Origin of the sequence: Kribbella sp. NPDC023855 (assembly GCF_040639475.1) — a bacterium.
Taxonomy (GTDB): domain Bacteria; phylum Actinomycetota; class Actinomycetes; order Propionibacteriales; family Kribbellaceae; genus Kribbella.
Window position 1 is genome coordinate 396,017 of record NZ_JBFAAA010000003.1, and the last position, 19,882, is coordinate 415,898.

Below are 19,882 nucleotides of genomic sequence, written 5' to 3' on the forward strand. Positions count from 1 at the left end.
CTTTCGACAGCAAAGGATGATGCTTTGACCACCGACGCGATCTCACCGCCACGGTTGACCAGCAGACAGCGCGTGGTGCTGCTGGTGCTGCTCGGCGCCGGGTTCTTGGTGTCCGTCGACTTCTCGATCCTCAACGTCGCGCTGCCGGAAACCGGCGCGGGCGTGGGGATGGAAGTAGCGCAGTACCCGTGGATCCCCGCCGCCTACGCGCTTCCGTCGGCCGGTTTCGCCCTTCTGTTGGGTCGGTTCGCCGACTTGTTCGGCCGGCGTCGGCTGTTCCTGGGCGGCATGGTCCTGCTGGCCGGCGCCTCACTACTCGGCGGTCTGGCCGGCAGCCCCGAAGCACTGCTGATCGCGCGCGCGTTGCAAGGACTGGCCACCGCGATGGCGCTCCCCGCGGCGCTTTCGTTGCTCACCACAACATTCGCCGAAGGTGCGCTCCGCGACCGTGTCCTCGGCCTCAACGGCGCACTGCTGTCCGGCGGCTTCACCATCGGCGCGCTGGTCGGCGGCGCTCTGGTCAGCCTGCTGAGCTGGCGAGCCGCGTTCCTGATCAATGTTCCGGTCACCGTTCTGATCGTCGTCTGCACGCCGTTCGTGATCGACGAGAGCAGAGTGTCCGAGCGGGTGAAGCTGGATGTCCCGGGCGCGATCACGGTGACCGGCGGCCTGCTGGCCATCGTGTACGCCGCCGTCGAGCACAGCATCCTCGCGGTCGTCATCGGCGGCGTACTCCTGGTCGCGTTCCTGCTGATCGAGCTCCGCGCGGCCGCGCCGCTGGCTCCTGTCCGCATCCTCAAGCGATCCACGGTGAAGTGGGGGAACTACGCCGGCTTCATCGTCTTCACGATGAACACCGGCATGGTCTTCCTGATGACCCTGTACCTGCAGCGCATCCTCGGCTTCGCCCCACTCACGACCGGCCTCATCTTCGGCGTACCCGGCCTGGCAGCGGTGGCAGCCGGCGTGATCGCCGGGCGCTTGATCGGCCGGCACGGCTACCGGACGGTGCTCGTTGCGGGCATGACCGTGCAAGGCCTGTCCACGCTGCCACTGCTCTTCGTCGGGTCGGACCGGATCGGCCTGGCCCTCCTGATCCCCGCGTTGTTCATCGGATTCTTCGGCCACGTGACGTCCATCGTCGCCTACACGGTGACCGGTACGTCCGGCCTGCCGAACGAGGAACAAGGTCTGGCCACCGGACTGACCACGATGACCCAGCAGGTCGCGATCTCGGTCGGCATCCCGATCCTGAGCGCGATCGCCGCGACCCGGAGCATCGAGCTGACCGGCATTCACTTCGCCCTGGGCGTGAACGTCGTCGTGACCCTGGTCAGCGCAGGCCTGGTCTGGATCGGCCTCAGTCGAGGCGTTCCGCAACGCGCTTCAGCGCGTTGAGCCGACGGTCCCACTCCCGGCCGATGACGTCGAGTTCACTGGCCAGCGCGCTGAGCCGCGAGCCGAGCGCCCGGTACCGGATCTCGCGGCCGGCGCGCACGGGCTCGACCAGCCCGGCGTCGGCCAGCACCGTCAGATGCCTGGCGATGGCCTGGCGGCTCACCGGCAGCCGTCCGGCCAGCGCACTCGCGGACAGCTCGGACCGGCCGACCTCGGTCAGGATCCGCCAGCGGGTCTCGTCGGCCAGCACCGCCAGTACGGCGGGAACCTCCGTACTCGTCCCGCTCACAGCGACTCCACCAGGTCCGCGAGCTGGCGCAGTTCGCGAGGCCACCCGTCGGCATTTCCGCGACGCGCGGCCTGCGGATCGCTCAGCGTCTCGAACCCCGTCTCCTGCACCGTCACCCGAGTCCCACCGTCGATCTCGACCACGTCGAACCGGACGACGGTGGAGTTCTCCGGCGTGAGCTCGACCCCGGCCTCGCGGGCCCACCGGTAGACCAGCGTCTTCGGCGCGTCCACCTGCTCGACCACCATCTGGAACGGCCCGATCTTCTCCGCCGTCCAGCCGACCACACCGGTGGCTCCGGGCGACGGGTCGAACTCGACCAGATCGCCGAACCACTCCCTCAGCAACTCGGGTTCGGTCAGCGCGGCCCAGACCTTGGCGACCGTCGCCTTGATGTCGATGCTGCGGTTGATGTCCAGCGCTGCCACGATCGCCTCCGGAGCCGATGATATGCAACCCCAGGCTTGCAGATCATGCCGCGGCCCGCAACCTAGGACCGAGCCTCAACCAGCTCCCCCGTACGCCGGTCCATCCGTCCCGACACCAGAGCGAGGACAAGCCCGGCGACCGCGAGCGCAGCACCGACCCGGCTCGGCCACTCGTACCCGTACCCGGCCGCCAGTACGACGCTGCCGAGCCAAGCGCCGAGCGCGTTGGCCACGTTGAGCGTCGAGTGGTTCAACGACGCCGCCAGCGATTGACCCTCGTGCGCAACATCCATCAGCCGTGTCTGCAACGCAGGAATCAAGATGCTCGCGCTGAACCCCAGCGCGAAGACGGCGACCAGCGCACCCGCCTTGCTGTGTGCCAGCCAACCGAAGGTGGTCAGCACGACGGTCACGGCCACCAGTCCGCCGTACAGGCTGGGCATCAGGGCGCGGTCCGCGAGCCGGCCGCCGACCAGGGTGCCGCCGGTCATGCCGACGCCGTACACGGCCAGCACGATCGTCACCGCCGCCTCGCTGAAGCCCGCCAGATCGGTCATCGTCGGAGTGATGAACGAGTACGTCGCGAACATCCCGCCGAAGCCCACCATCCCGACCAGCAACGCCATCCAGACCTGCGGCTTGGCCAGGGCGCTCAGTTCGCGGCGGATGTTGACGTCGTTGCCGACCGGTTGCGGCGCGACCCAGAACCAGACCGCGACCAGGGTCAGCAACCCGAGAACGCCGACCGCGACAAAAGGCAACTGCCAGCCGAACTCCTGCCCGAGCAGCGTGGTCACCGGAACGCCGACGATGTTTGCCACCGGCAACCCGACCATGATCATCGAGACCGCCCAGGCCCGCTTGCCGGCCGGCACCATCGAGGCACCGACCACTGCACCGATCCCGAAGAAGGCGCCGTGCGGCAGGCCGGTGATGAACCGGGCCGCCATCAACACCTCGTAGCTGGTGGCAACCGCCGACAGAACGTTGCCGAGGACGAAGAGACCCATCAGCCCGAGCAACAGCCGCTTCCGCCCGGTGCGGGCTCCGAGCGCCGCGATCACCGGCGCACCGACCACCACCCCGATCGCGTACGCCGCGACGACGTGGCCGGCCGTCGGGATCGAGATGTCCACCCCGTCGGCGATCTGCGGCAGCAGCCCCATCGTCACGAACTCGGTGGTCCCGATCGCGAACCCGCCGATCGCCAGCGCGAGCAACGCCAGCCCGACATGCCGCGCACCCGACCTGTCAGGAGTCACCGAAGTCATCACACCTGATTGTCGCATCGCGCACCGCCCGGCGAATTCAGGGGTTGGCCAGGGTTATTCCCCTATACGGCGTATAGGCATTTGCGCTGAAATGTCTTTATGACCGAGGTGAGCACCAGGGATCGCATTACCGCCGCAGCCGGCTGGCTGTTGTCCGAGCAGGGGGCGGACGCGGTCAGCATGCGCAAGGTGGCCACCGCGGTGGGCATCACGCCGATGGCGATCTACCAGTACTTCCCCGACCGCGACGCACTGCTGCACGAAGTCGCCGACGCCGCGTTCGCCGAGCTGGTCCAGCGCTGGGAGGCCGAGCCGCGCAGCGTGGCGGCCGACCAACGGCTGCGCGAGATGCTCGCCGACCACGTCGACTACGCCCTCGCCCAGCCCCGGCTCTACCAGTACATGTTCACCGAGCGGCGGGACCAGGCGCGGCGGTTCCCCGAGGACTTCCGGGCTCGCCGCTCGCCCACCTTCACTCTGCTGGCCGACGCGATCGCGGACGGCATCACGCAGCAACTCTTCCGCGACGACGACATCTGGGAGTCCAGCCTGATGATCGCCGCCTTCGTGCACGGCCTGATCCAGCTCTACCACGGCGACCGGATCGGCATGCCCGAAGCCGACTTCCGCGCCCTGTGCCTGAGCCTGGGCGAAAGGATGATCGATGGCCTCCGTCCGCAATAACCCACGTCCGTACGCCGCCGCCGCGGCCCTGCTCACCGGCATCTTCCTGTACTTCGGAAGCGGCCTCCACACCATCCCAGCCCTCACCTGGTTCGCACCACTGCCCGTCCTGCTCGTCGCCCCAGCCCTCAGCAAACGGCTCGCCGCCGTGACCGCCTTCATCGGCTGGTCGCTCGGCCTCGCCAATCTCTGGAGCTACCTGCTCACAGATCTCGAACTACCACCGGCGGCGATGGGCTTCCTCGCCCTGCTGGCAGGCGTCTTCACGCTGACCGTCCTGCTGTTCCGAGCACTCATCCTGCGTCGCCGATTCCTCCTGGCTGCAGTGGCCGCACCCGCAAGCTGGGCGGCCGCCGACTATCTGATCACCCTGGTGTCACCCCACGGCGCCTTCACCAGCCTGGCCTACACCCAGGCAGATGTTCACCCGATCGCTCAGATCCTTTCCCTGACAGGGGTTTGGGGACTGAGCTTCCTACTCCTCACGCCGGCAGCCGCGATCGCGGTGATGGCGCATGCGCCCCGGCGCACGGGTCTGCAGGCCGTCGCGGCACTCACAATCGTTGCCCTGGGCACCATCGGGTACGGCGCGTGGCGGCTGGGCGGTGACGCACCGGCGCAAGCCGTCAAGGTCGCGATCATCTCGGCGAGCAACGGTGAGGACGACACGCGGTGGACCGGCCCGAGCGGACCGGGCATCCTGTCCACCTACGCACAGCAGATCGGGACGGCCGCGGCCGCCGGCGCCAAGGTGGTCGTCCTGCCGGAGAAGTTCATCGACGTCGACGCGACCGCGCTTCCCGACCTGCAGAGCCGGCTGCAGAAGATTGCCACTAGCAACGGAGTGGAACTTGTCGTCGGCCTCACCGTCTTCGGTGACCAGGGCAACGACTACAACCGCGCACTGGTCTTCCACCCCGCCGGCGGCCAGCCGTTGTCGTACGACAAGCACCACCTGATCCCTGGGATCGAGCCCTACGCATCCGGCGACCACATTGCCCTGATGGGCAGCTGGGGTGTGCTGATCTGCAAGGACCTGGACTTCCCCGCGCTGGCGCGGCAGTACGGCCAGTCGAAGGCCGACCTGCTTCTGGTCCCGGCGCTCGACTTCGACAACGACGGCTGGCTGCACAGCCGGCACGCGCTGCTGCGAGGTATCGAGAACGGCATCCCCATCGCTCGCAACGGCAGCCAGGGCCTGCTGACTCTCAGTGACCCCTACGGCCGCGTCACCAGCCAGGTGGCCGCTGCCACCGGCGACACCGCCGTCTTGCTGGGCAACATCAGGCCCGGGATCGACAGCACGCTCTACACCAAGTGGGGCGACTGGTTCGGCTGGCTGAGCTGCGGACTCGTAGTACTGGGCCTTGGGGCGTTGAGGCTGGGCAAGCGGGCGTGAAAGCATCCAGCATGGCGAACTTCGGCGACCACCAGTTGAGCATCTACGTCCAGGGGATGTTCTCCGACACCCGGCCGGAAATCACTACCGACCTGGCCCGGCTGGAGTCACAGGCGGCTGCGAGTTTGTCGGCCGAGGCGATGGGCTACATCGTGCCGAGTGCCGGCAGTGGTTCGACCGCTCGCGCCAACCTGGCCGCGTTCGACCGCTGGCGACTCGTTCCCCGGATGCTGCGCGGAAGCACCGAACGCGACCTGTCCTGCACGATCCTCGGCACCAAGATGTCCGCCCCGGTGCTGATCGCCCCGGTCGGCGTCCAGACGCTGGCCCATCCCGAGGGCGAACTGGCGACCGCGCGAGCGGCCAGTGCGCTCGGCCTCACCTACACGCACTCGACCCAGGCCAGTCACTCGTTCGAGCAGATCGAGGCGGACAGCAAGTGGTACCAGCTGTACTGGCCGACCGACAAGGACGTCTGCCTCAGCTTCCTCCAGCGCGCCAAGGACAACGGGTACTCCGTGCTGGTGGTGACCCTGGACACCGGCACGATCGGCTGGCGCCCGGCCGACCTCGATCGCGGTTTCTTGCCGTTCCTCAAGGGCGAAGGACTGGCCAACTACTTCAACGACCCGGCGTTCCAGGCCAAGCTCGCCAAGCCGATCGCCGAGGACCCGACCGCGGCAGTGATGCACTGGGCGCAGATGTTCCCGAACGTCGGGCTCGGCTGGGACGAACTGTCCTTCCTGCGCGACAACTGGAGCGGTCCGATCGTGCTCAAGGGCATCACCTCCGTCGACGACGCCAAGCTCGCCGCCGAGCACGGTGTCGACGGGCTGGTGGTGTCGAACCACGGCGGCCGCCAGGTCGACGGCGCGATCGCCTCGCTGGACGCGCTGCCGGCGATCGCGGACGCGGTCGGCGAACAGGTGACGGTGCTGTTCGACTCGGGGGTCAGGACGGGCGCGGACGCCGCCAAGGCTCTCGCCCTCGGCGCCAAGGCCATCCTGCTCGGCCGCCCGTTCCTCTACGGCCTCGCACTGGCCGGCCAGGCGGGAGTCGACCATGTACTGCGCTGTCTGCTGGCCGAGCTCGACCTCACGCTGGCCCTGTCGGGGTACGCGAACCACCGCGAGCTCAACCGAACCTCGGTGGTACCGGCGTGAAGGCGGTCATCTTCGACCTCGACGACACCCTCTTCGACCACACGTCCTCGGCCATCGCCGGGCTGCGGGCGTGGGTGCCGGTGCTGACCGGCCTCGAGGTCGACGACGAACTGGTGGCGACCTGGTTCGACATCGAGGGGCGGCAGTACGGCAGGTGGCTCACAGGGGAGCTCACCCACCAGGGCCAGCGCCGCGCGCGGCTGCACGAGTTCCTGCCACTGCTCGGCCAGCCGCTACCTGCTACCGACGAAGAGCTCGACCGGGTGTTCGCCGGCTACCTCGACGAGTACCGGGCGAGCTGGACTGCCTTCCCCGATGCCCGGCCGGCCCTGGAGGTTGCTCGTGGCAACGGGTGGCGGATCGGCGTACTGACGAACGGGAACACCGTGCAGCAGAACGCCAAGCTGGTCGCGATCGGGCTGGCCGACCTCGTCGACGTGGTCTCGACGTCGGAGGCGCTGGGATTCAGCAAGCCGGCGATCGAGGCGTACCACCTGACTTGCGAGGCACTCGGCACGGACCCGGCCGAGACGTTGATGATCGGCGACAACCTCGACCTGGACGTCCTCGGAGCCCGCGCGGCCGGTCTCACCGCCGAGCACCTGGACCGGGCGGCCGGAATCTCGCTGGCCCACCTGGTCCGTGCAGTCTGACCCGGCAGTGCGGCCCGATCGTCTCGGGCCGCACTGCGAGCCGGGCCTGGATCCCGGCCCTCGGGGTGCTCGAAGAGTCGGCCTCTCCGGCTGAGTCAGATCCCGCAGCTGGGCGCCGACCAGGAGTTGCTGGTGCGGATGTCGAGGTGGGTGTGGTCGTTGTGGCCCGGGTAGCCGGGACCGAAGATGCCGCCGAACCCGTGGTACCGGGCCTGCTTGGCCAGCGTGCACAAGGAGGGTGCGCCGACCAGGTCGGCTGACCGGCCGTACAGGTGCTGGCTGTTGCTGGCGCCGCCGACCGAGTTGTTGCACGAGATGCTGCGGAAGCCGCTGGTGATGTTCAACGGCTGGTCGCCCAGCGCGTGCCGCAGAGCCTCCAGCTGCCACATGGTCTGCAGGGCGTTGGCCTTGGTCGCAGCCTCCGACAGCGGCCCACCGTCCCAGCCGCTGCCACCACAGCCGTCATCGAGCTCGGCGTAGGTGAAGTGGATCGGGGTGCAGTCGTCGTCCTGCAGCGCATAGAGCTTGCTGAACGTCGCCGACCCGGCGATCCCGTCAGCGCCCAGACCATAGGCGGACTGGAAGCGCTGGACCGCTGCCTTGGTCGCCGGACCGAACGCACCGTCCGCGGCGATGTGGCCGCCGTACGCCGGATAGCCGGCGACCCGGATCTGCAACTGGCGGACGTCCTCACCGCTGGCGCCTTCGCTGAGCGTGCGGCTCCAGGTGTAGCAACCGTCGGCATGTGCCTTGGTCGCCGTCACCACCTGGGTCGTGACGCTGACGGCGAGCATGGCCGCCAGCAACCCGAGAACGGACAGAATTCTGATCACGCGGCTACTGAACTGACTTCTCACGGGAATCCTCCGAACGCATTTGGGGCGAAACGCGCCTGTCTCCGGCTACCTTCCCGCCACTATCCACCGCTTGACCAGGCCTCAGCGGAAACTTTTCGACGAATGGCTGGTGCCGGGCAACCGATCGGGGAACCTCGGCGGTCCACCATGATGTGACCATCGACGACAGCACGCTCACACTGCGTGCACGGGGAACGGGGCTCGCGGTGACGGCTGCTGAGGGGTTCGACGCGTTCGTGCTCGCGCGGTCCCGCCGGCTGCTGCGGACCGCCTACCTGCTGACCCAGGACCACGCCCTCGCGGAAGACCTGGTCCAGACGGCACTGGCCAAGGCCTGGTTCGCCTGGTCCCGGATCGAGGGCGGCGACCCCGAGCCGTACGTCCGCAAGGTGATGGTCAACACCTACGCCTCCTGGTGGCGCCGCCGCTGGAACGGCGAGCAACCGACCGAGGAGCTGCCGGAGACCGCAGTACCGGCCAGTGCCGAGGAGCGCACCGACGTCTGGCGAGCCCTGCAACGACTCCCCCGCCGGCAGCGCGCTGTCGTCGTACTGCGGTTCTACGAGGACCTGTCCGAGGCGGAGACCGCCCGCGTTCTGGGGTGCAGTCCCGGCACGGTGAAAAGCCAGACCAGCAAGGCGTTCGCCAAGCTGCGTCTCGACCCGGCCCTGCTGACCACCGACTCCCCAGCCGATTCTTCAGCCGACCGGGAGGCCACCCGATGAAACTCACCGACCTGCGCGACGAGCTCGCCACCCGCGCCGACTCGACCGACAACGCCCCGGACCTGCTGCCCGGAGTCCGCGCGAAGATCGCCCGCACCAAGCGCCGCCGTACCGCGGCCGCCGCGGGCGCCATCGGCGGCCTCGCCATCATCGCGGCCGTTGCCTCCGGCATCATCCCGGCCACGATGCCGCAGCCCGCCGACGACGTACCGCATGATGTCCAGAAGGAAGGCATCCTGCTGCCCGCCTTCGAGGGCGCGGACCGGCTCGAGAAGGGCTGGATCGGCGATCTCGGCCAGAACACCCTGGACTTCAACTGGGTGCCGGAGGGCGGCGACACCAGATTTGCGACCGTGTGTGCGGCGAGTATGAGCAGTGGCTCTTTCCTGACCGTCAAGGTCAACGACTTCGTCGTCGGTACCGCGCCGTGCGTCGGCGACCAGACTCCTGACCAGCCGACTCCTGGAATCTGGGTCCAGGCGAACAGCCTGCTGTGGCTCGCGGCTCCGGCCGGGAAGCCTGCCCACGTCAGTGTCCGGCTCACCGACGAGCAAGGCCGGGCGGCCAGCCGCGGCGACGCCCAGATTGCCCTGGGCATCTACCGCACCGCCGCCGTGACGCCCGAAGGTCCGCCGGCCCAGGCGCCACCGACCTCCGCGGCCGACTACGTCAAGGACGGCATCCGGTACCGCGCCAAGGTCGGAGGCGACACCCTGCTCGGCGCAAAGATCGCCGATCGGGGCACGTCGTCCTTCGAGTTCGACTTCATCGCGACGGGCCGGCCGGTCAGCCTGTACGACCTCTGTACGGCGACCGGCCCGGGCACCGATCCGCAGTACGAGGTGAGCGTGAAGTTCAACGGAGTGGCCATCGGCAAGACGAGTTGCTCCGGCAACACCACGGATGCCGCGACCGGATCGAGCTGGATCCCTGGAACGCTACCGAAGGCCGGACAGCGAGTGAAGGTGGCCGTGCAGCTCGAGGACAAGAACGGGCGCCCGGTCAGCAGGCCGAACGACTGGATCGGCCTCGGGATCTACGCCAAGGGCGAGCAGCGGACCATCGAGGACACGACGCTGGACGTCGTCAGGGAGTACGCCGGTCACAACTACCGGCTCGCCGAGGTCAAGCAGGCCGAGCTCAAGACCACGAAGGACCTCGAGCTCGCCACCCCCGCGGACAAGCCGTTCCTGGTCGCCTACGGGACGGCCGGCCTGAAGGGCGACCAGCCGACGGTCGAGATCAGCGGCTTGACCCACGGCACTCCCAGCGTCGGCGGCGGCATCGGCCTGGTCGGCGAGGCTGGACGGCCGGCCGGCAAGGCAAAGGTCCACCTGTCCACCGGCAAGTACACCAGCGGCCACCTGGTCATCGCGCTCTATCTGCCTGCCGATTGATCGCCGGGCGTGATGAGGCCGGTTTCGTAGGCGAGGACTACCGCCTGGGCCCGGTCGCGGAGGGACAGTTTCGCGAAGATCCGGGCGGCGTGGGTCTTGACCGTTGCTTCGCTCAGGGTGAGGTCGGTCGCGATCTCGGCGTTGGACAGGCCGTGCCCCATCAGGGTGAGGACCTCCAGCTCGCGGGGAGTGAGGGTGGTCAGGTCGCGGTGGACGGCAGGCTGGGTCGCGGCCGGGATGGCGAAGCGTTCGACCAGGCGCCGGGTGATGGACGGAGCCAGGAGTGCGTCACCGGTCGTGACCAGGCTGACGGCCGCGACCAGGTGTTCGGGCGTCACGTCCTTCAGCAGGAACCCGCTGGCGCCTGCCGCGAGCGCGGCGTACACGTAGCGATCCAGGTCGAAGGTGGTGAGGATGAGGACGCGGCAGCCGGTTGAGGTGGCGAGGATGCGGCGGGTGGCCTCCAGACCATCCATGGTGGGCATTCGGATGTCCATCAGGACGACATCCGGGCGCAGTCGTCGTACGGCCTCTACTGCCTCGGCGCCGTCCGCGGCCTCGCCGGCCACCTCGATACCGCCGGCCGTGAGGATCATCCGGAAGCCAGTACGCACCAGCGCCTGATCGTCCGCGATCACCACCCGCGTCGTCACGGGCGCTCCAGCGGAAGCTTGACCCGGACCCGGAAGCCGCCACCGAGGCGGCGGCGCGCATCGAGCTCCCCGCCGTAGACAGCGGCGCGTTGCTTCAGGCCGAGGAGCCCGCGGCCCTCGCCTCCGGGAGCCCGCGCGGGCCCGCTTGGGCGACTACCGCCCCGCAAGACGCTCGGCCCGGTGTTGAGGACTTCCACCCGGACGGCGTGATCGCTGTAGCGAACGGTCACCTCGGCCTTCACGCCGTCGCCGTGCTTGAGGGCATTGGTCAGTGCCTCCTGGATCACCCGGTACGCCGTAACGTCCACACCGGTCGGAAGTGGCCGGGGCTCTCCGGAGATCCGCACCTCGACCGGAAGGCCGGCGAAGGCGATGCGGTCGATCAGCGCGCTGAGGCGGGTCAGGCTCGGCTGAGGCGCCAGGGCGTCGGTGGTCAGGGAGTCCGCGGACAGGTCCTCGTCGGTGCCATCGGCTTTCGGCGCGAGCAAACCGAGCAGATGCCGGAGCTCGGACATGGTGTCGCGACCTGCGGCCTCCACGGCGAGCAGGGCGGCCTCGGCCTGCTCGGGTTCGGTAGCCAGCACCTGGCGGGCCGCACCGGTCTGGATGACCATCACGCTGACGTTGTGCGTGACGATGTCATGGAGATCGTGCGCTATCCGGGCCCGCTCGGCATCCACCGCGTTCTGGGCGGCTGCCTCGCGTTCGCGCTCCAGCAACCAGCCGCGTTCCTCCAGCGCGCGCGTGTGGGCACGCCGCGCTCTGACCAGCGCGAACGCGAGGAACCCGGCCAGCACGGCAAGCGCCGCGGCGAGCAGCCCAAGGATGATCACGAGACCACTGTCCCAAAGCCGTTCGTGACTGCGCATCAACCGACGGGGGCAGGCCGTACATCTGCAGGATGACAAGGCGCGGACGTTACCCCGGCAGGCTGACGCCGGCGACCGTCGTCCAGCCCTAGCGTGAGCAGCATGACAGCAGACGTAGGCAACGGACCGGCGGTCGTCCAGCTCACCGCCGTACGCAAGGAGTACGGCGAATCGGTCGCCCTCGACTCGGTGTCGCTGGAGATCCACGCCGGTGAGGCGGTCGCGGTGATGGGGCCGTCCGGCAGCGGCAAGTCGACCCTGCTCAGCATGGTCGCCGGGCTGGACCGGCCGACGTCAGGGTCGGTCGTGGTGCACGGCGACGATCTCGGCAGGCTGGACGAGAAAGGGCTGGCACTGTTCCGGCGCCGGCGGATCGGGATGATCTTCCAGTTCTTCAACCTGCTGGACGACCTGTCCGCACTCGACAACGTCGCACTCGCGGCCCAGCTGACCGGTACGGCGGCCGGCCACGCGCGCAAGCGGGCACTCGAACTCTTCGAGGAGCTCGGCATCGCCGGGCGGCGCAACGTCTACCCGTCGCAGCTGAGCGGCGGTGAGCGGCAGCGCGTCGCCGTCGCGCGCGCGCTGATGAACCGCCCGGCCGTTCTGCTCGCCGACGAGCCGACCGGGGCACTGGACACGCGAGCCGGCGAACAGGTGATGGATCTCTTGCTCGATCTCAACCAGATCGGCCAGACCCTGCTGCTGGTCACGCACGACCAGCAACTCGCGACGCGGTGCGCCAGCCGGGTCCTCGACTTCGTCGACGGCCGGATCGCGGGCGAACGCAGCCTGGAGCGTACGGCGTGAGCGCCGTCTGGCCCGTCGCACGGGCAGCAGTACGACGACGTCGCGTGCAGACCCTGGTCATCGGCGTCGTGGTCCTGCTGTCCACGACGATGATCGTGGTCGCACTCGGCCTGCTGGCGGCATCGAGCGGTCCGTTCGACCGCGCGTACACCAAACAGAGTGGTGCTCAGCTGACCGCGTCGTACGACCGCAGCAAGGTCAGCGACACCCAACTGACCGAGGCGGCGCGGAATGCGGCGGCCGTTGCCGGCCCGTTCGCGCAGGCGACGCTCGAGCTCGACCGGTCCAGCATGATGGACTCGCTGGTGACGGTGGGGCGTGCGGATCCGGGCGGCGCGGTCGACCGGCTCAACGTGTGGCAGGGGCGGTGGGCTGCCAAGGCAGACGAAATCGTGCTCAACCGCAACCCGACCGACTCCCAAGGCCGGGGTACGGCGAAGCTGAACGACACCGTCTCCACGGCAGGCCGGACGTTCACCATCGTCGGGTTCGCGTACAGCGTGAGCCAGTCGGCGGAGGCGTGGGTCACGCCGGAGCAGATGAGCGCGTTGCATCCGACGTCGACGCAGATGCTCTACCGATTCACCCGGGCTGCCACCAATGAGGACGTGGCTGCTGGGCAGAAGGCTGTGACTGCTGGACTGCCGTCCGGTGCGCTGATCGGGACACAGTCCTATCTCGCGCTGCGGGCCCAGGTTGCCGGTGAGCCGAACACGTTCGTGCCGTTCCTGATGGTGTTCGGATGGCTCGGGCTCGCTGTCGCCGTCCTGATCGTGGCCAATGTGGTGAGTGGTGCCGTCGTTGCCGGGTTCAAGCACATTGGGGTGCTGAAGGCGCTCGGGTTCACGCCCATGCAGGTGTTGACGGTCTACCTGGGGATGGTGTCGATCCCGGCCGTGGTCGGGTGTGCGGGTGGTGTTGTCCTGGGCAACGTTCTCGCCACCTCCTTGCTGACCAGGGCTTTCGAGAACTACGGCGCGGGAGGGGTCGGCGTACCGATCTGGGTGGATCTCGCGGCGCTGTTCGGCGTACCGGCTCTGGTGGCGCTGTCCGCGTTGGCGCCGGCGCTGCGGGCGCGGAGTCTGTCGGCTGCTCAGGCGATCAGTGCGGGCAGCGCACCGAAGGCCGGGCGCGGGTTGCGGGTTCAGCGGTGGCTCAGTGGCAGCCGGTTGCCGCGGCCGCTGAGCCTTGGGTTGGGTCTGCCGTTCGCTCGGCCCGGGCGTACCGCGCTGACGTTGGCGGCTGTGGTGCTCGGGGTCACGAGTGTGACCTTGGCGGTCGGGCTGGGGAAGTCGTTGACGACGTACCAGACCGCGTCGAGTCGGGTCGGGGCGGTCGACCTGGCGATGTTCGCCGGCCCGAACGGTGCGGAGCCGGGCGGAGGTGAACCGGCCGGGGCGGAACCGGGCGGCCCTGGCACGCCGCCAGGCGCGAAGCTGAGTGACGCGGAGGACGAAGCCGCGATCCGGGCTGTCCCCGGGGTGTTGTCGGTGGGCGCGTTCACCGACCTGGAAATGCGGCTGGCAGGTAGCCAAGCGGATCTCCGGGTGTCCTTCTATCGCGGGGACTTCGAGCAGGTCGGGTACCGGCTGTTGGCTGGTCGCTGGTTCGACGGGCCGGGCGAGGTTGTGGTGTCGGAACGCTTTCTGCGGCAGCGTGGGCTGGCAGTCGGTGACACGATCACGCTGCAAGCGCGGGGCAAGAGTGTGCGGGCGCAGATCGTCGGGAAGGCGATGTACAACTCAGGTGACGAGGTGCTGTCCAACTGGGCGACCCTCGGCCAGATCGCACCGGACCTCCGGGCGAACACCTACGAGATCAACGTGAAGCCGGGGACGAATCTCGACGGTGTGGTCCAGGCGATCCTGGCGAAGGACTCCGGTCTGATGGAGGCCGAAGGTCAGGACGCCGGCACGTTCGTCACGATCGTCCTGGCCACCGTCATCCTGCTCACGCTGATGCTGGGGACGGTCGCCGCGCTCGGCGTCTTCAACACGGTCATCCTCAACACCCGCGAACGCCGGCGAGACCTCGGCATGCTCAAGTCGATCGGGATGACGCCCGCGCAGGTGATCGTGATGGTGGTGACGTCGATGACCGCCCTGGGCGCACTCGGCGGCCTGCTGGGCATCCCACTCGGCATCCTCGCCCATCGCCTGGTGATCCCAGCGATGGCCAACGGCGCCCAGATCGACCTCCCGGACTTCATGCTCGACGTCTACCCGCCTGGCCTGCTCGCACTGTTCGTCCTAGCAGGCATCCTGATCGCCGCCGCCGGCGCCTACCTCCCAGCCCGCACAGCCGCCCGCGCCACCATCGCCACAGTCCTCCACAACGAATGAGCGCTGTCAGACCCAGCTGTGGAGTTTGGCGGCGTCGGTGGAGAACTGGTCGATGGAGTCGTCGGCGACGAACTCCAGCAGGGCGTTGATCTCGCGGGGTTCGGCGGACAGGCGGTCGAGGACTGGGCGCCAGAGGGACTCGCGGCCGGCCAGCGGGAGGCGGTTGTTCGAGGGCCACCAGGAGAAGACGTGCACGGTGCTCAGCCACGGCATCAGCGACTCGAGTTGCTGCAGGCACTCGGCATCGTTCAGGTCGACCGGCGGTTGCCAGTACGTCGTCAGGTTGGGGGCGCCGACATCCAGGAGCAAAGTGATCGTCGAGTCGACCTCGTCGGTGAGGGTGCCGCGGTGGAACTCCATCGCGATCTCGATCCCCGCCCCGGCCGCGACATCGGCCAGCTCGGCCAGGCCTCGGGTGACCGCCATCCGGTCACCGACGCCGGCTTCCGCAGTACCGACTGTTCCGGCCCAGACCCGGATCCGGGGTGCGCCGAGCTCGGCCGCGGTGTTGACGGCGGTCCTGATCTCCTCGCGGTCGACACTGCCGGCGCGGAGGTAGGAGCCGTACGCGGCGATGGCCAGCCCGTTCGCCTCGCAGAGTTCGCGGGCCTTGCGGGCGGCGGCCAGGTCGCCGAGCGGAACGTGGATGTCACCACCCCACTCGATCGCCGCCAGCCCTGCGTCCTTGGCCACCTTGACGACCTCGTCGACCGCCAGCTGCCGAAACGTCACCGAGACCAGTCCGGTCCTCACGCCCACGCCGTACCTCCTCTGTCCACCCTCTATCCAACCTCATCCGCAAAGCCCGTCTCACGTCATGGGCAAACTAGGTGGACACCACTGACGCTTGATCTAGACTCGCACTCGTGCCAGAGCAGCGGAGGGGATTCGGTTTCGGCCTGACGGCGTACCTGCTGTGGGGGCTCTTCCCGCTCTACTGGAAGCTGCTGGACTCCTCCGGCGCGCTCGAACTGCTGGCCCACCGGATCCTCTGGGCGATGCTCACGATCGTGGGACTGGTGCTGGTACGACGCCGCTTCGGGCAGGTCCGGGCCTTGCTGGCCGAGCCGCGACGCAGGTGGCCTCTGGTCGCCGCGGCCGTGCTGATCTCGGTCAACTGGGGTGGCTACATCTGGGGCGTCAACAACGGCCGCGTCGTCGAGACCTCGCTCGGGTACTTCATCACTCCGCTGTTCACCGTGCTGCTCGGGGTGATCTTCCTCAAGGAGCGCCTCCGGGTCGCCCAGTGGATCGCGCTGGGGATCGCCTTCGTGGCCGTCGCCGCGCTGACCATCGAGAACGGCCGGCCGCCGTGGGTCGCGATCGTGCTCACCTTCTCGTTCGGGTTCTACGGGCTGGCGAAGAAAAGGGCCGGCGCCGGCGCGATCGAAGGGATGGCTGTCGAGACGGCAACCATCGCGCCGCTCGCACTTGCCATGCTGGTGGTGCTCGCCCTGCAAGGCGACTCGACCGTGACGCACCAAGGCCCGGGGTACCTCACCTTGGTTCTGCTGACCGGACCGCTCACAGCCGTACCCCTGCTGCTCTTCGGCGCGGCGGCGACGCGGGTCTCGATGACGACGCTCGGCCTGCTGAACTACGTCGCGCCGATCATGCAGTTCGTCATCGGCATCCTGGTCTTCCACGAGCAGATGTCCTCGATGCGCTGGGCCGGTTTCGCGCTGGTCTGGCTGGCGCTGATGATCTTCACCTGGGACAGCATGGCCCGCCGTCGGGCCCTGCGGCTCGAGCCGGTCGCCGCCACGGTGTAGCCGTTCAACCGCTCTTGGTGACTGAGGGCAACCTAAGCCGTCCACCGTTCATCTGACCTTCACCCGCACCCCGCTTCGACTCCCTAGCCTCACGGCGTCCGCTGCATTTCATGCCAGAAGCCGGAGTACTGCGAGTGAGCCCCAAGTTGCTGCCGCTGATCAGCCAGATCGGCACCCGTCACGGATCCCGCACCTTTCGCACCTGCGAACTGAAGTGCGCCAACCAGTGCGACCACGCCGAGCCGAACACGTCCGGCAACGAGCACATCCAGACCGTCCTGCAGTCGGCGTTCTCCCGCCGCCGGATGCTGAAGCTGGGCGCCGCCGGTGTCGCGGCCGCCGGTATCGGCGCGCTCGCCTCCAGCCCGGCCGCCGCCGAGCTGCTTGCCCCTAGCAACGTTGATCAGGGCAACGGCACCTTCCCCGGTTTCGGTGGGCACGGTCGCGCGCTGACCCACAGCGTCGTACCGCCGAACCGCGAGGACGACATCGTCATCCCGAAGGGGTACGACCAGGCCGTCGTCATCGCGTGGGGTGACCCGGTCGAGGCCGGTGCGCCGAAGTTCGACGCCAACAAGCAGTCTGCGGCCGCGCAGGCCAAGCAGTTCGGCTACAACAACGACTACACGATGGTCGTCCCGTTGAAGAACGACCGGACGGCGTTGCTGGTCTGCAACCACGAGTACACCGACGAGTACCTGATGTTCCCGACCGGCAAGTACGACGCCAAGACGCAGGCCGAGATCGGGCTGGCCGCGCACGGCATGTCGGTGGTCCAGATCAAGCGCGACGGGCACGTCGGCAAGTGGCGCCGCGACCGCGAGGGCAGCCGCTACAACCGGCGCATCACCGCGAACACCAAGTTCGAGGTGACCGGTCCGGCGGCTGCCGACAGCCGCGTCGGGAAGGTTGCCTACGGCACCTTCGGGAACTGCGCCGGTGGCGTCACGCCGTGGGGCACGATCCTGTCCGGCGAGGAGAACTTCAATGGGTACTTCGACGTCAGCGGCACCGTCCCGGCGGAGTACGTCGACAGCTACAAGCGGTACGGCGTACCGACGACGGCGACCAAGTCGGCTCGGCAGTGGAGCATCGTCGACCCGCGGTGGGACCTGTCGAAGACGCCGACCGAGGTGTTCCGGGCCGGCTGGATCGTCGAGGTCGACCCGTACGACCCGAAGTCGACGCCGAAGAAGCGCACCATGCTCGGCCGGATGAAGCACGAGGGCGCGACCATCACGATCACCGCCGACGGCCGGATCGCGGCCTACCTGGGTGACGACGAGCGCGGCGAGTACATCTACAAGTTCGTCTCGGCCGGCAAGTACGACCCGGACAACCGGGCGAAGAACTTCGGCCTGCTGGACGAGGGCACGCTGTTCGTCGCGAAGTTCACCGGCGACGGAACCGCGGACGGCCTGTTCGACGGCACCGGCCAGTGGATCCCGCTGACCACGGACAAGAAGTCGTTCATCGACGGGATGAGCGTCGCCGACGTGCTGATCAACGTCCGGTCCGCCGCCGACAAGGTGTCCGCGACCCGGATGGACCGGCCCGAGGACATCGAGCGCAACCCGGTCACCGGCCGGATCTACGCCGCGCTGACCAACAACTCCGACCGCGGCGCCAAGTTCGCCGTCGACGAGGCGAACCCGCTGGCCAAGTCGCACGTCCGCGACACCCTGACCGGCCCCCTGGTGGAGAAGGCCGGCAACCGCAACGGCTACATCCTCGAGCTCACCGAGGAGGGCGACGACGCGGCCAAGACCGGCTTCTACTGGACCCTCTTCCTGGTCTGCGGCGACCCGGCCGCGCAGGAGACGTACTTCGGTGGCTACGACAAGACCAAGGTCAGCCCGATCTCCTGCCCCGACAACGTCACCTTCGACGGCTCCGGCAACCTGTGGATCTCCACCGACGGCAACGTCCTCGGCTCCAACGACGGCATCTTCACCGTCCCGGTCGCCGGGCCGGAACGCGGCCACGTCAAGCAGTTCCTCTCCGTCCCGTTCGCCGCCGAAGCCTGCGGCCCGCTGGTCTCCGACGACGACGAAACCGTCTTCGTCGCCGTCCAGCACCCCGGCGAAACCGACACCGCCACCTTCGAAAAGCCAGCCTCCACCTGGCCCCACACCCACCCCTTCCCCCGCCCCGCCATCTCCTGCATCTGGCGCAAAGACGGCGGCCGCGTAGGCAGCTGACCTCATTGGGTGGGGAGCAACTCTCGTACTGCGGACGCCCACGCGTGCTCCTCCGTCGCCCGCTCCCCACCCCCCCAGCTACCTCGCTCCTCCGCCGCTCGTCCCGCTGCCACGACCGCACTGACGCCCAGGCAACCCCGTCCGCGAGAACGCGGCGGAGCCAGTCGGACAGCGCCGGTCAGCGGTGTTGGTTGAGGAAGGTGGTTAGGGCTGCGACGTACTCGGGGCGGTTGTCGCGGTGTACTGAGTGGCCGGTGGCGGGGATGTGGGCTGTTTGGAAGTCGCCGGCGGCGGCTTCGGCGCAGCGTTTGGCGTACTCGGGGGTGATCAGCGAGCCGCGGTCGGCGTCGCCGTGGATCAGGAGGGTGGGGCAGGTGATTGCGGCCAGCTGGTCGGTCAGTGGGGTTGGGGGCTGGAACGGCAGATCGAAGACATGCTCGTTGACCTGGTCCTTCGAGATGGCCCAGGGTTCGAGTTCGTCGTCCGGCCAAGCGGGGCTGTCGGCTCGGCCCTTGGCAATCCGGGCCGGCACGTCGAGGGCCAGGAGTTCTTCGAGCCAGGTCGGCATCTTCTCCGAGGTGGGCTCTTGGCCGGGCTGCGGCTCTCCGGTTGGTGGGTCCTCCAGCACGACCGCACGAACCAGGTCCGGCCTCGACGCGGCGAGGTATGCGGCCGTCAGCGCACCCAGCGAATGACCGACCACCACGAACCCGCCATCGCCGGGCTGACTCGACAGCACGAGCGCCGCATCGTCGCGCAGTACCTCGTAGCTCAGGTCTTCCTCCGGCAGCCCGGACTCACCGTGCGCCCGCGCATCGAACGCGAGCGCCCGAACCCCGGGCATTGCCCGAAGTAACGGCTCCCAGCAGAACGCAGAGTCCGAAGACCCATGCAGAAAGGCAACCTCCGCCGCCTCCTCATCGGTCCGGTACCACGCCAGATGGGCCGTCTTGCCTCGCACTCCGAACATA

19 protein-coding genes are annotated in these 19,882 nt (G+C 68.5%); 11 read left to right on the forward strand and 8 right to left on the reverse strand.

The annotated features are described in order from the left end of the window. The first annotated feature begins 24 nt into the window (after positions 1–24). Positions 25–1,398, forward strand: a complete 1,374-nt coding sequence (locus tag AB0F51_RS12705; protein ID WP_360278338.1) for an MFS transporter — start codon at positions 25–27, stop codon at positions 1,396–1,398. Here the strand turns inward: AB0F51_RS12705 and AB0F51_RS12710 are convergent. The 3 genes from AB0F51_RS12710 to AB0F51_RS12720 form a co-directional block, all read right to left on the reverse strand. Then, positions 1,361–1,687 (reverse strand): metalloregulator ArsR/SmtB family transcription factor, encoded by a 327-nt coding sequence (locus tag AB0F51_RS12710; protein WP_360278340.1) that lies wholly within the window; start codon positions 1,685–1,687, stop codon positions 1,361–1,363. The genes AB0F51_RS12705 and AB0F51_RS12710 overlap by 38 nt on opposite strands. After that, positions 1,684–2,115 (reverse strand): SRPBCC domain-containing protein, encoded by a 432-nt coding sequence (locus AB0F51_RS12715; protein ID WP_360278343.1) that lies wholly within the window; start codon positions 2,113–2,115, stop codon positions 1,684–1,686. The genes AB0F51_RS12710 and AB0F51_RS12715 overlap by 4 nt, the downstream gene beginning before the upstream one ends. A 62-nt stretch (positions 2,116–2,177) precedes the next feature. Continuing rightward, complete coding sequence (locus AB0F51_RS12720) at positions 2,178–3,386, reverse strand: MFS transporter (RefSeq protein ID WP_360278346.1); 1,209 nt, start codon at positions 3,384–3,386, stop codon at positions 2,178–2,180. A gap of 99 nt (positions 3,387–3,485) precedes the next feature. Here AB0F51_RS12720 and AB0F51_RS12725 point away from each other — a divergent pair, with 99 nt between their 5' ends. From AB0F51_RS12725 to AB0F51_RS12740, 4 genes are read left to right on the forward strand one after another with little or no spacing between them, the layout of a single operon-like run. After that, complete coding sequence (locus tag AB0F51_RS12725) at positions 3,486–4,070, forward strand: TetR/AcrR family transcriptional regulator (protein ID WP_360278349.1); 585 nt, start codon at positions 3,486–3,488, stop codon at positions 4,068–4,070. Next, positions 4,051–5,469, forward strand: a complete 1,419-nt coding sequence (locus AB0F51_RS12730) for a nitrilase-related carbon-nitrogen hydrolase (protein WP_360278351.1) — start codon at positions 4,051–4,053, stop codon at positions 5,467–5,469. Before AB0F51_RS12725 ends, AB0F51_RS12730 begins: the two co-directional genes overlap by 20 nt. Positions 5,470–5,480: 11 nt before the next feature. After that, positions 5,481–6,632: an alpha-hydroxy-acid oxidizing protein gene (locus AB0F51_RS12735; RefSeq protein WP_360278353.1), complete on the forward strand. Its 1,152-nt coding sequence runs from the start codon at positions 5,481–5,483 to the stop codon at positions 6,630–6,632. Next, positions 6,629–7,285 carry an HAD family hydrolase gene (locus AB0F51_RS12740; protein WP_360278356.1) on the forward strand — a complete coding sequence of 219 codons (657 nt, stop codon included), beginning with the start codon at positions 6,629–6,631 and terminating at the stop codon, positions 7,283–7,285. The genes AB0F51_RS12735 and AB0F51_RS12740 overlap by 4 nt, the downstream gene beginning before the upstream one ends. A gap of 95 nt (positions 7,286–7,380) precedes the next feature. On the opposite strand, the gene AB0F51_RS12745 is transcribed toward AB0F51_RS12740, so the two are convergent. After that, positions 7,381–8,118, reverse strand: coding sequence for a M15 family metallopeptidase (locus tag AB0F51_RS12745; protein WP_360278358.1), 738 nt, complete (start codon positions 8,116–8,118; stop codon positions 7,381–7,383). Between the two features lie 176 nt (positions 8,119–8,294). On the opposite strand from AB0F51_RS12745, the gene AB0F51_RS12750 reads away from it, so the two are divergent. After that, a complete protein-coding gene (locus tag AB0F51_RS12750) occupies positions 8,295–8,867 on the forward strand; it encodes a SigE family RNA polymerase sigma factor (RefSeq protein ID WP_360278360.1) in 573 nt (190 codons plus the stop codon). Beyond that, a complete protein-coding gene (locus AB0F51_RS12755) occupies positions 8,864–10,264 on the forward strand; it encodes a hypothetical protein (RefSeq protein WP_360278363.1) in 1,401 nt (466 codons plus the stop codon). The genes AB0F51_RS12750 and AB0F51_RS12755 overlap by 4 nt, the downstream gene beginning before the upstream one ends. Here the strand turns inward: AB0F51_RS12755 and AB0F51_RS12760 are convergent. Further along, positions 10,246–10,917, reverse strand: a complete 672-nt coding sequence (locus AB0F51_RS12760) for a response regulator transcription factor (protein ID WP_360278366.1) — start codon at positions 10,915–10,917, stop codon at positions 10,246–10,248. The two genes, AB0F51_RS12755 and AB0F51_RS12760, sit on opposite strands and share 19 nt — an antisense overlap. After that, positions 10,914–11,750 (reverse strand): histidine kinase, encoded by an 837-nt coding sequence (locus AB0F51_RS12765; RefSeq protein WP_360278369.1) that lies wholly within the window; start codon positions 11,748–11,750, stop codon positions 10,914–10,916. Before AB0F51_RS12765 ends, AB0F51_RS12760 begins: the two co-directional genes overlap by 4 nt. A 138-nt stretch (positions 11,751–11,888) precedes the next feature. On the opposite strand from AB0F51_RS12765, the gene AB0F51_RS12770 reads away from it, so the two are divergent. Then, entirely contained in the window at positions 11,889–12,596 is a 708-nt protein-coding gene (locus tag AB0F51_RS12770; protein WP_360278371.1) for an ABC transporter ATP-binding protein, read from the forward strand. Further along, positions 12,593–14,938: an FtsX-like permease family protein gene (locus tag AB0F51_RS12775; RefSeq protein WP_360278374.1), complete on the forward strand. Its 2,346-nt coding sequence runs from the start codon at positions 12,593–12,595 to the stop codon at positions 14,936–14,938. The genes AB0F51_RS12770 and AB0F51_RS12775 overlap by 4 nt, the downstream gene beginning before the upstream one ends. Before the next feature lie 6 nt (positions 14,939–14,944). Here AB0F51_RS12775 and AB0F51_RS12780 read toward each other — a convergent pair whose 3' ends face one another. Further along, positions 14,945–15,697, reverse strand: coding sequence for a TIM barrel protein (locus tag AB0F51_RS12780; RefSeq protein ID WP_360278377.1), 753 nt, complete (start codon positions 15,695–15,697; stop codon positions 14,945–14,947). Between the two features lie 107 nt (positions 15,698–15,804). Here AB0F51_RS12780 and rarD point away from each other — a divergent pair, with 107 nt between their 5' ends. Next, complete coding sequence (gene rarD / locus AB0F51_RS12785; RefSeq protein WP_360278380.1) at positions 15,805–16,710, forward strand: EamA family transporter RarD; 906 nt, start codon at positions 15,805–15,807, stop codon at positions 16,708–16,710. A gap of 110 nt (positions 16,711–16,820) precedes the next feature. Further along, the gene (locus tag AB0F51_RS12790; RefSeq protein WP_360278383.1) at positions 16,821–18,911 is read left to right on the forward strand and encodes a PhoX family phosphatase; all 2,091 of its coding nucleotides are present in this window, start codon (positions 16,821–16,823) and stop codon (positions 18,909–18,911) included. Between the two features lie 178 nt (positions 18,912–19,089). On the opposite strand, the gene AB0F51_RS12795 is transcribed toward AB0F51_RS12790, so the two are convergent. Next, entirely contained in the window at positions 19,090–19,881 is a 792-nt protein-coding gene (locus AB0F51_RS12795) for an alpha/beta hydrolase (RefSeq protein ID WP_360278385.1), read from the reverse strand. Position 19,882: the final 1 nt, after the last annotated feature.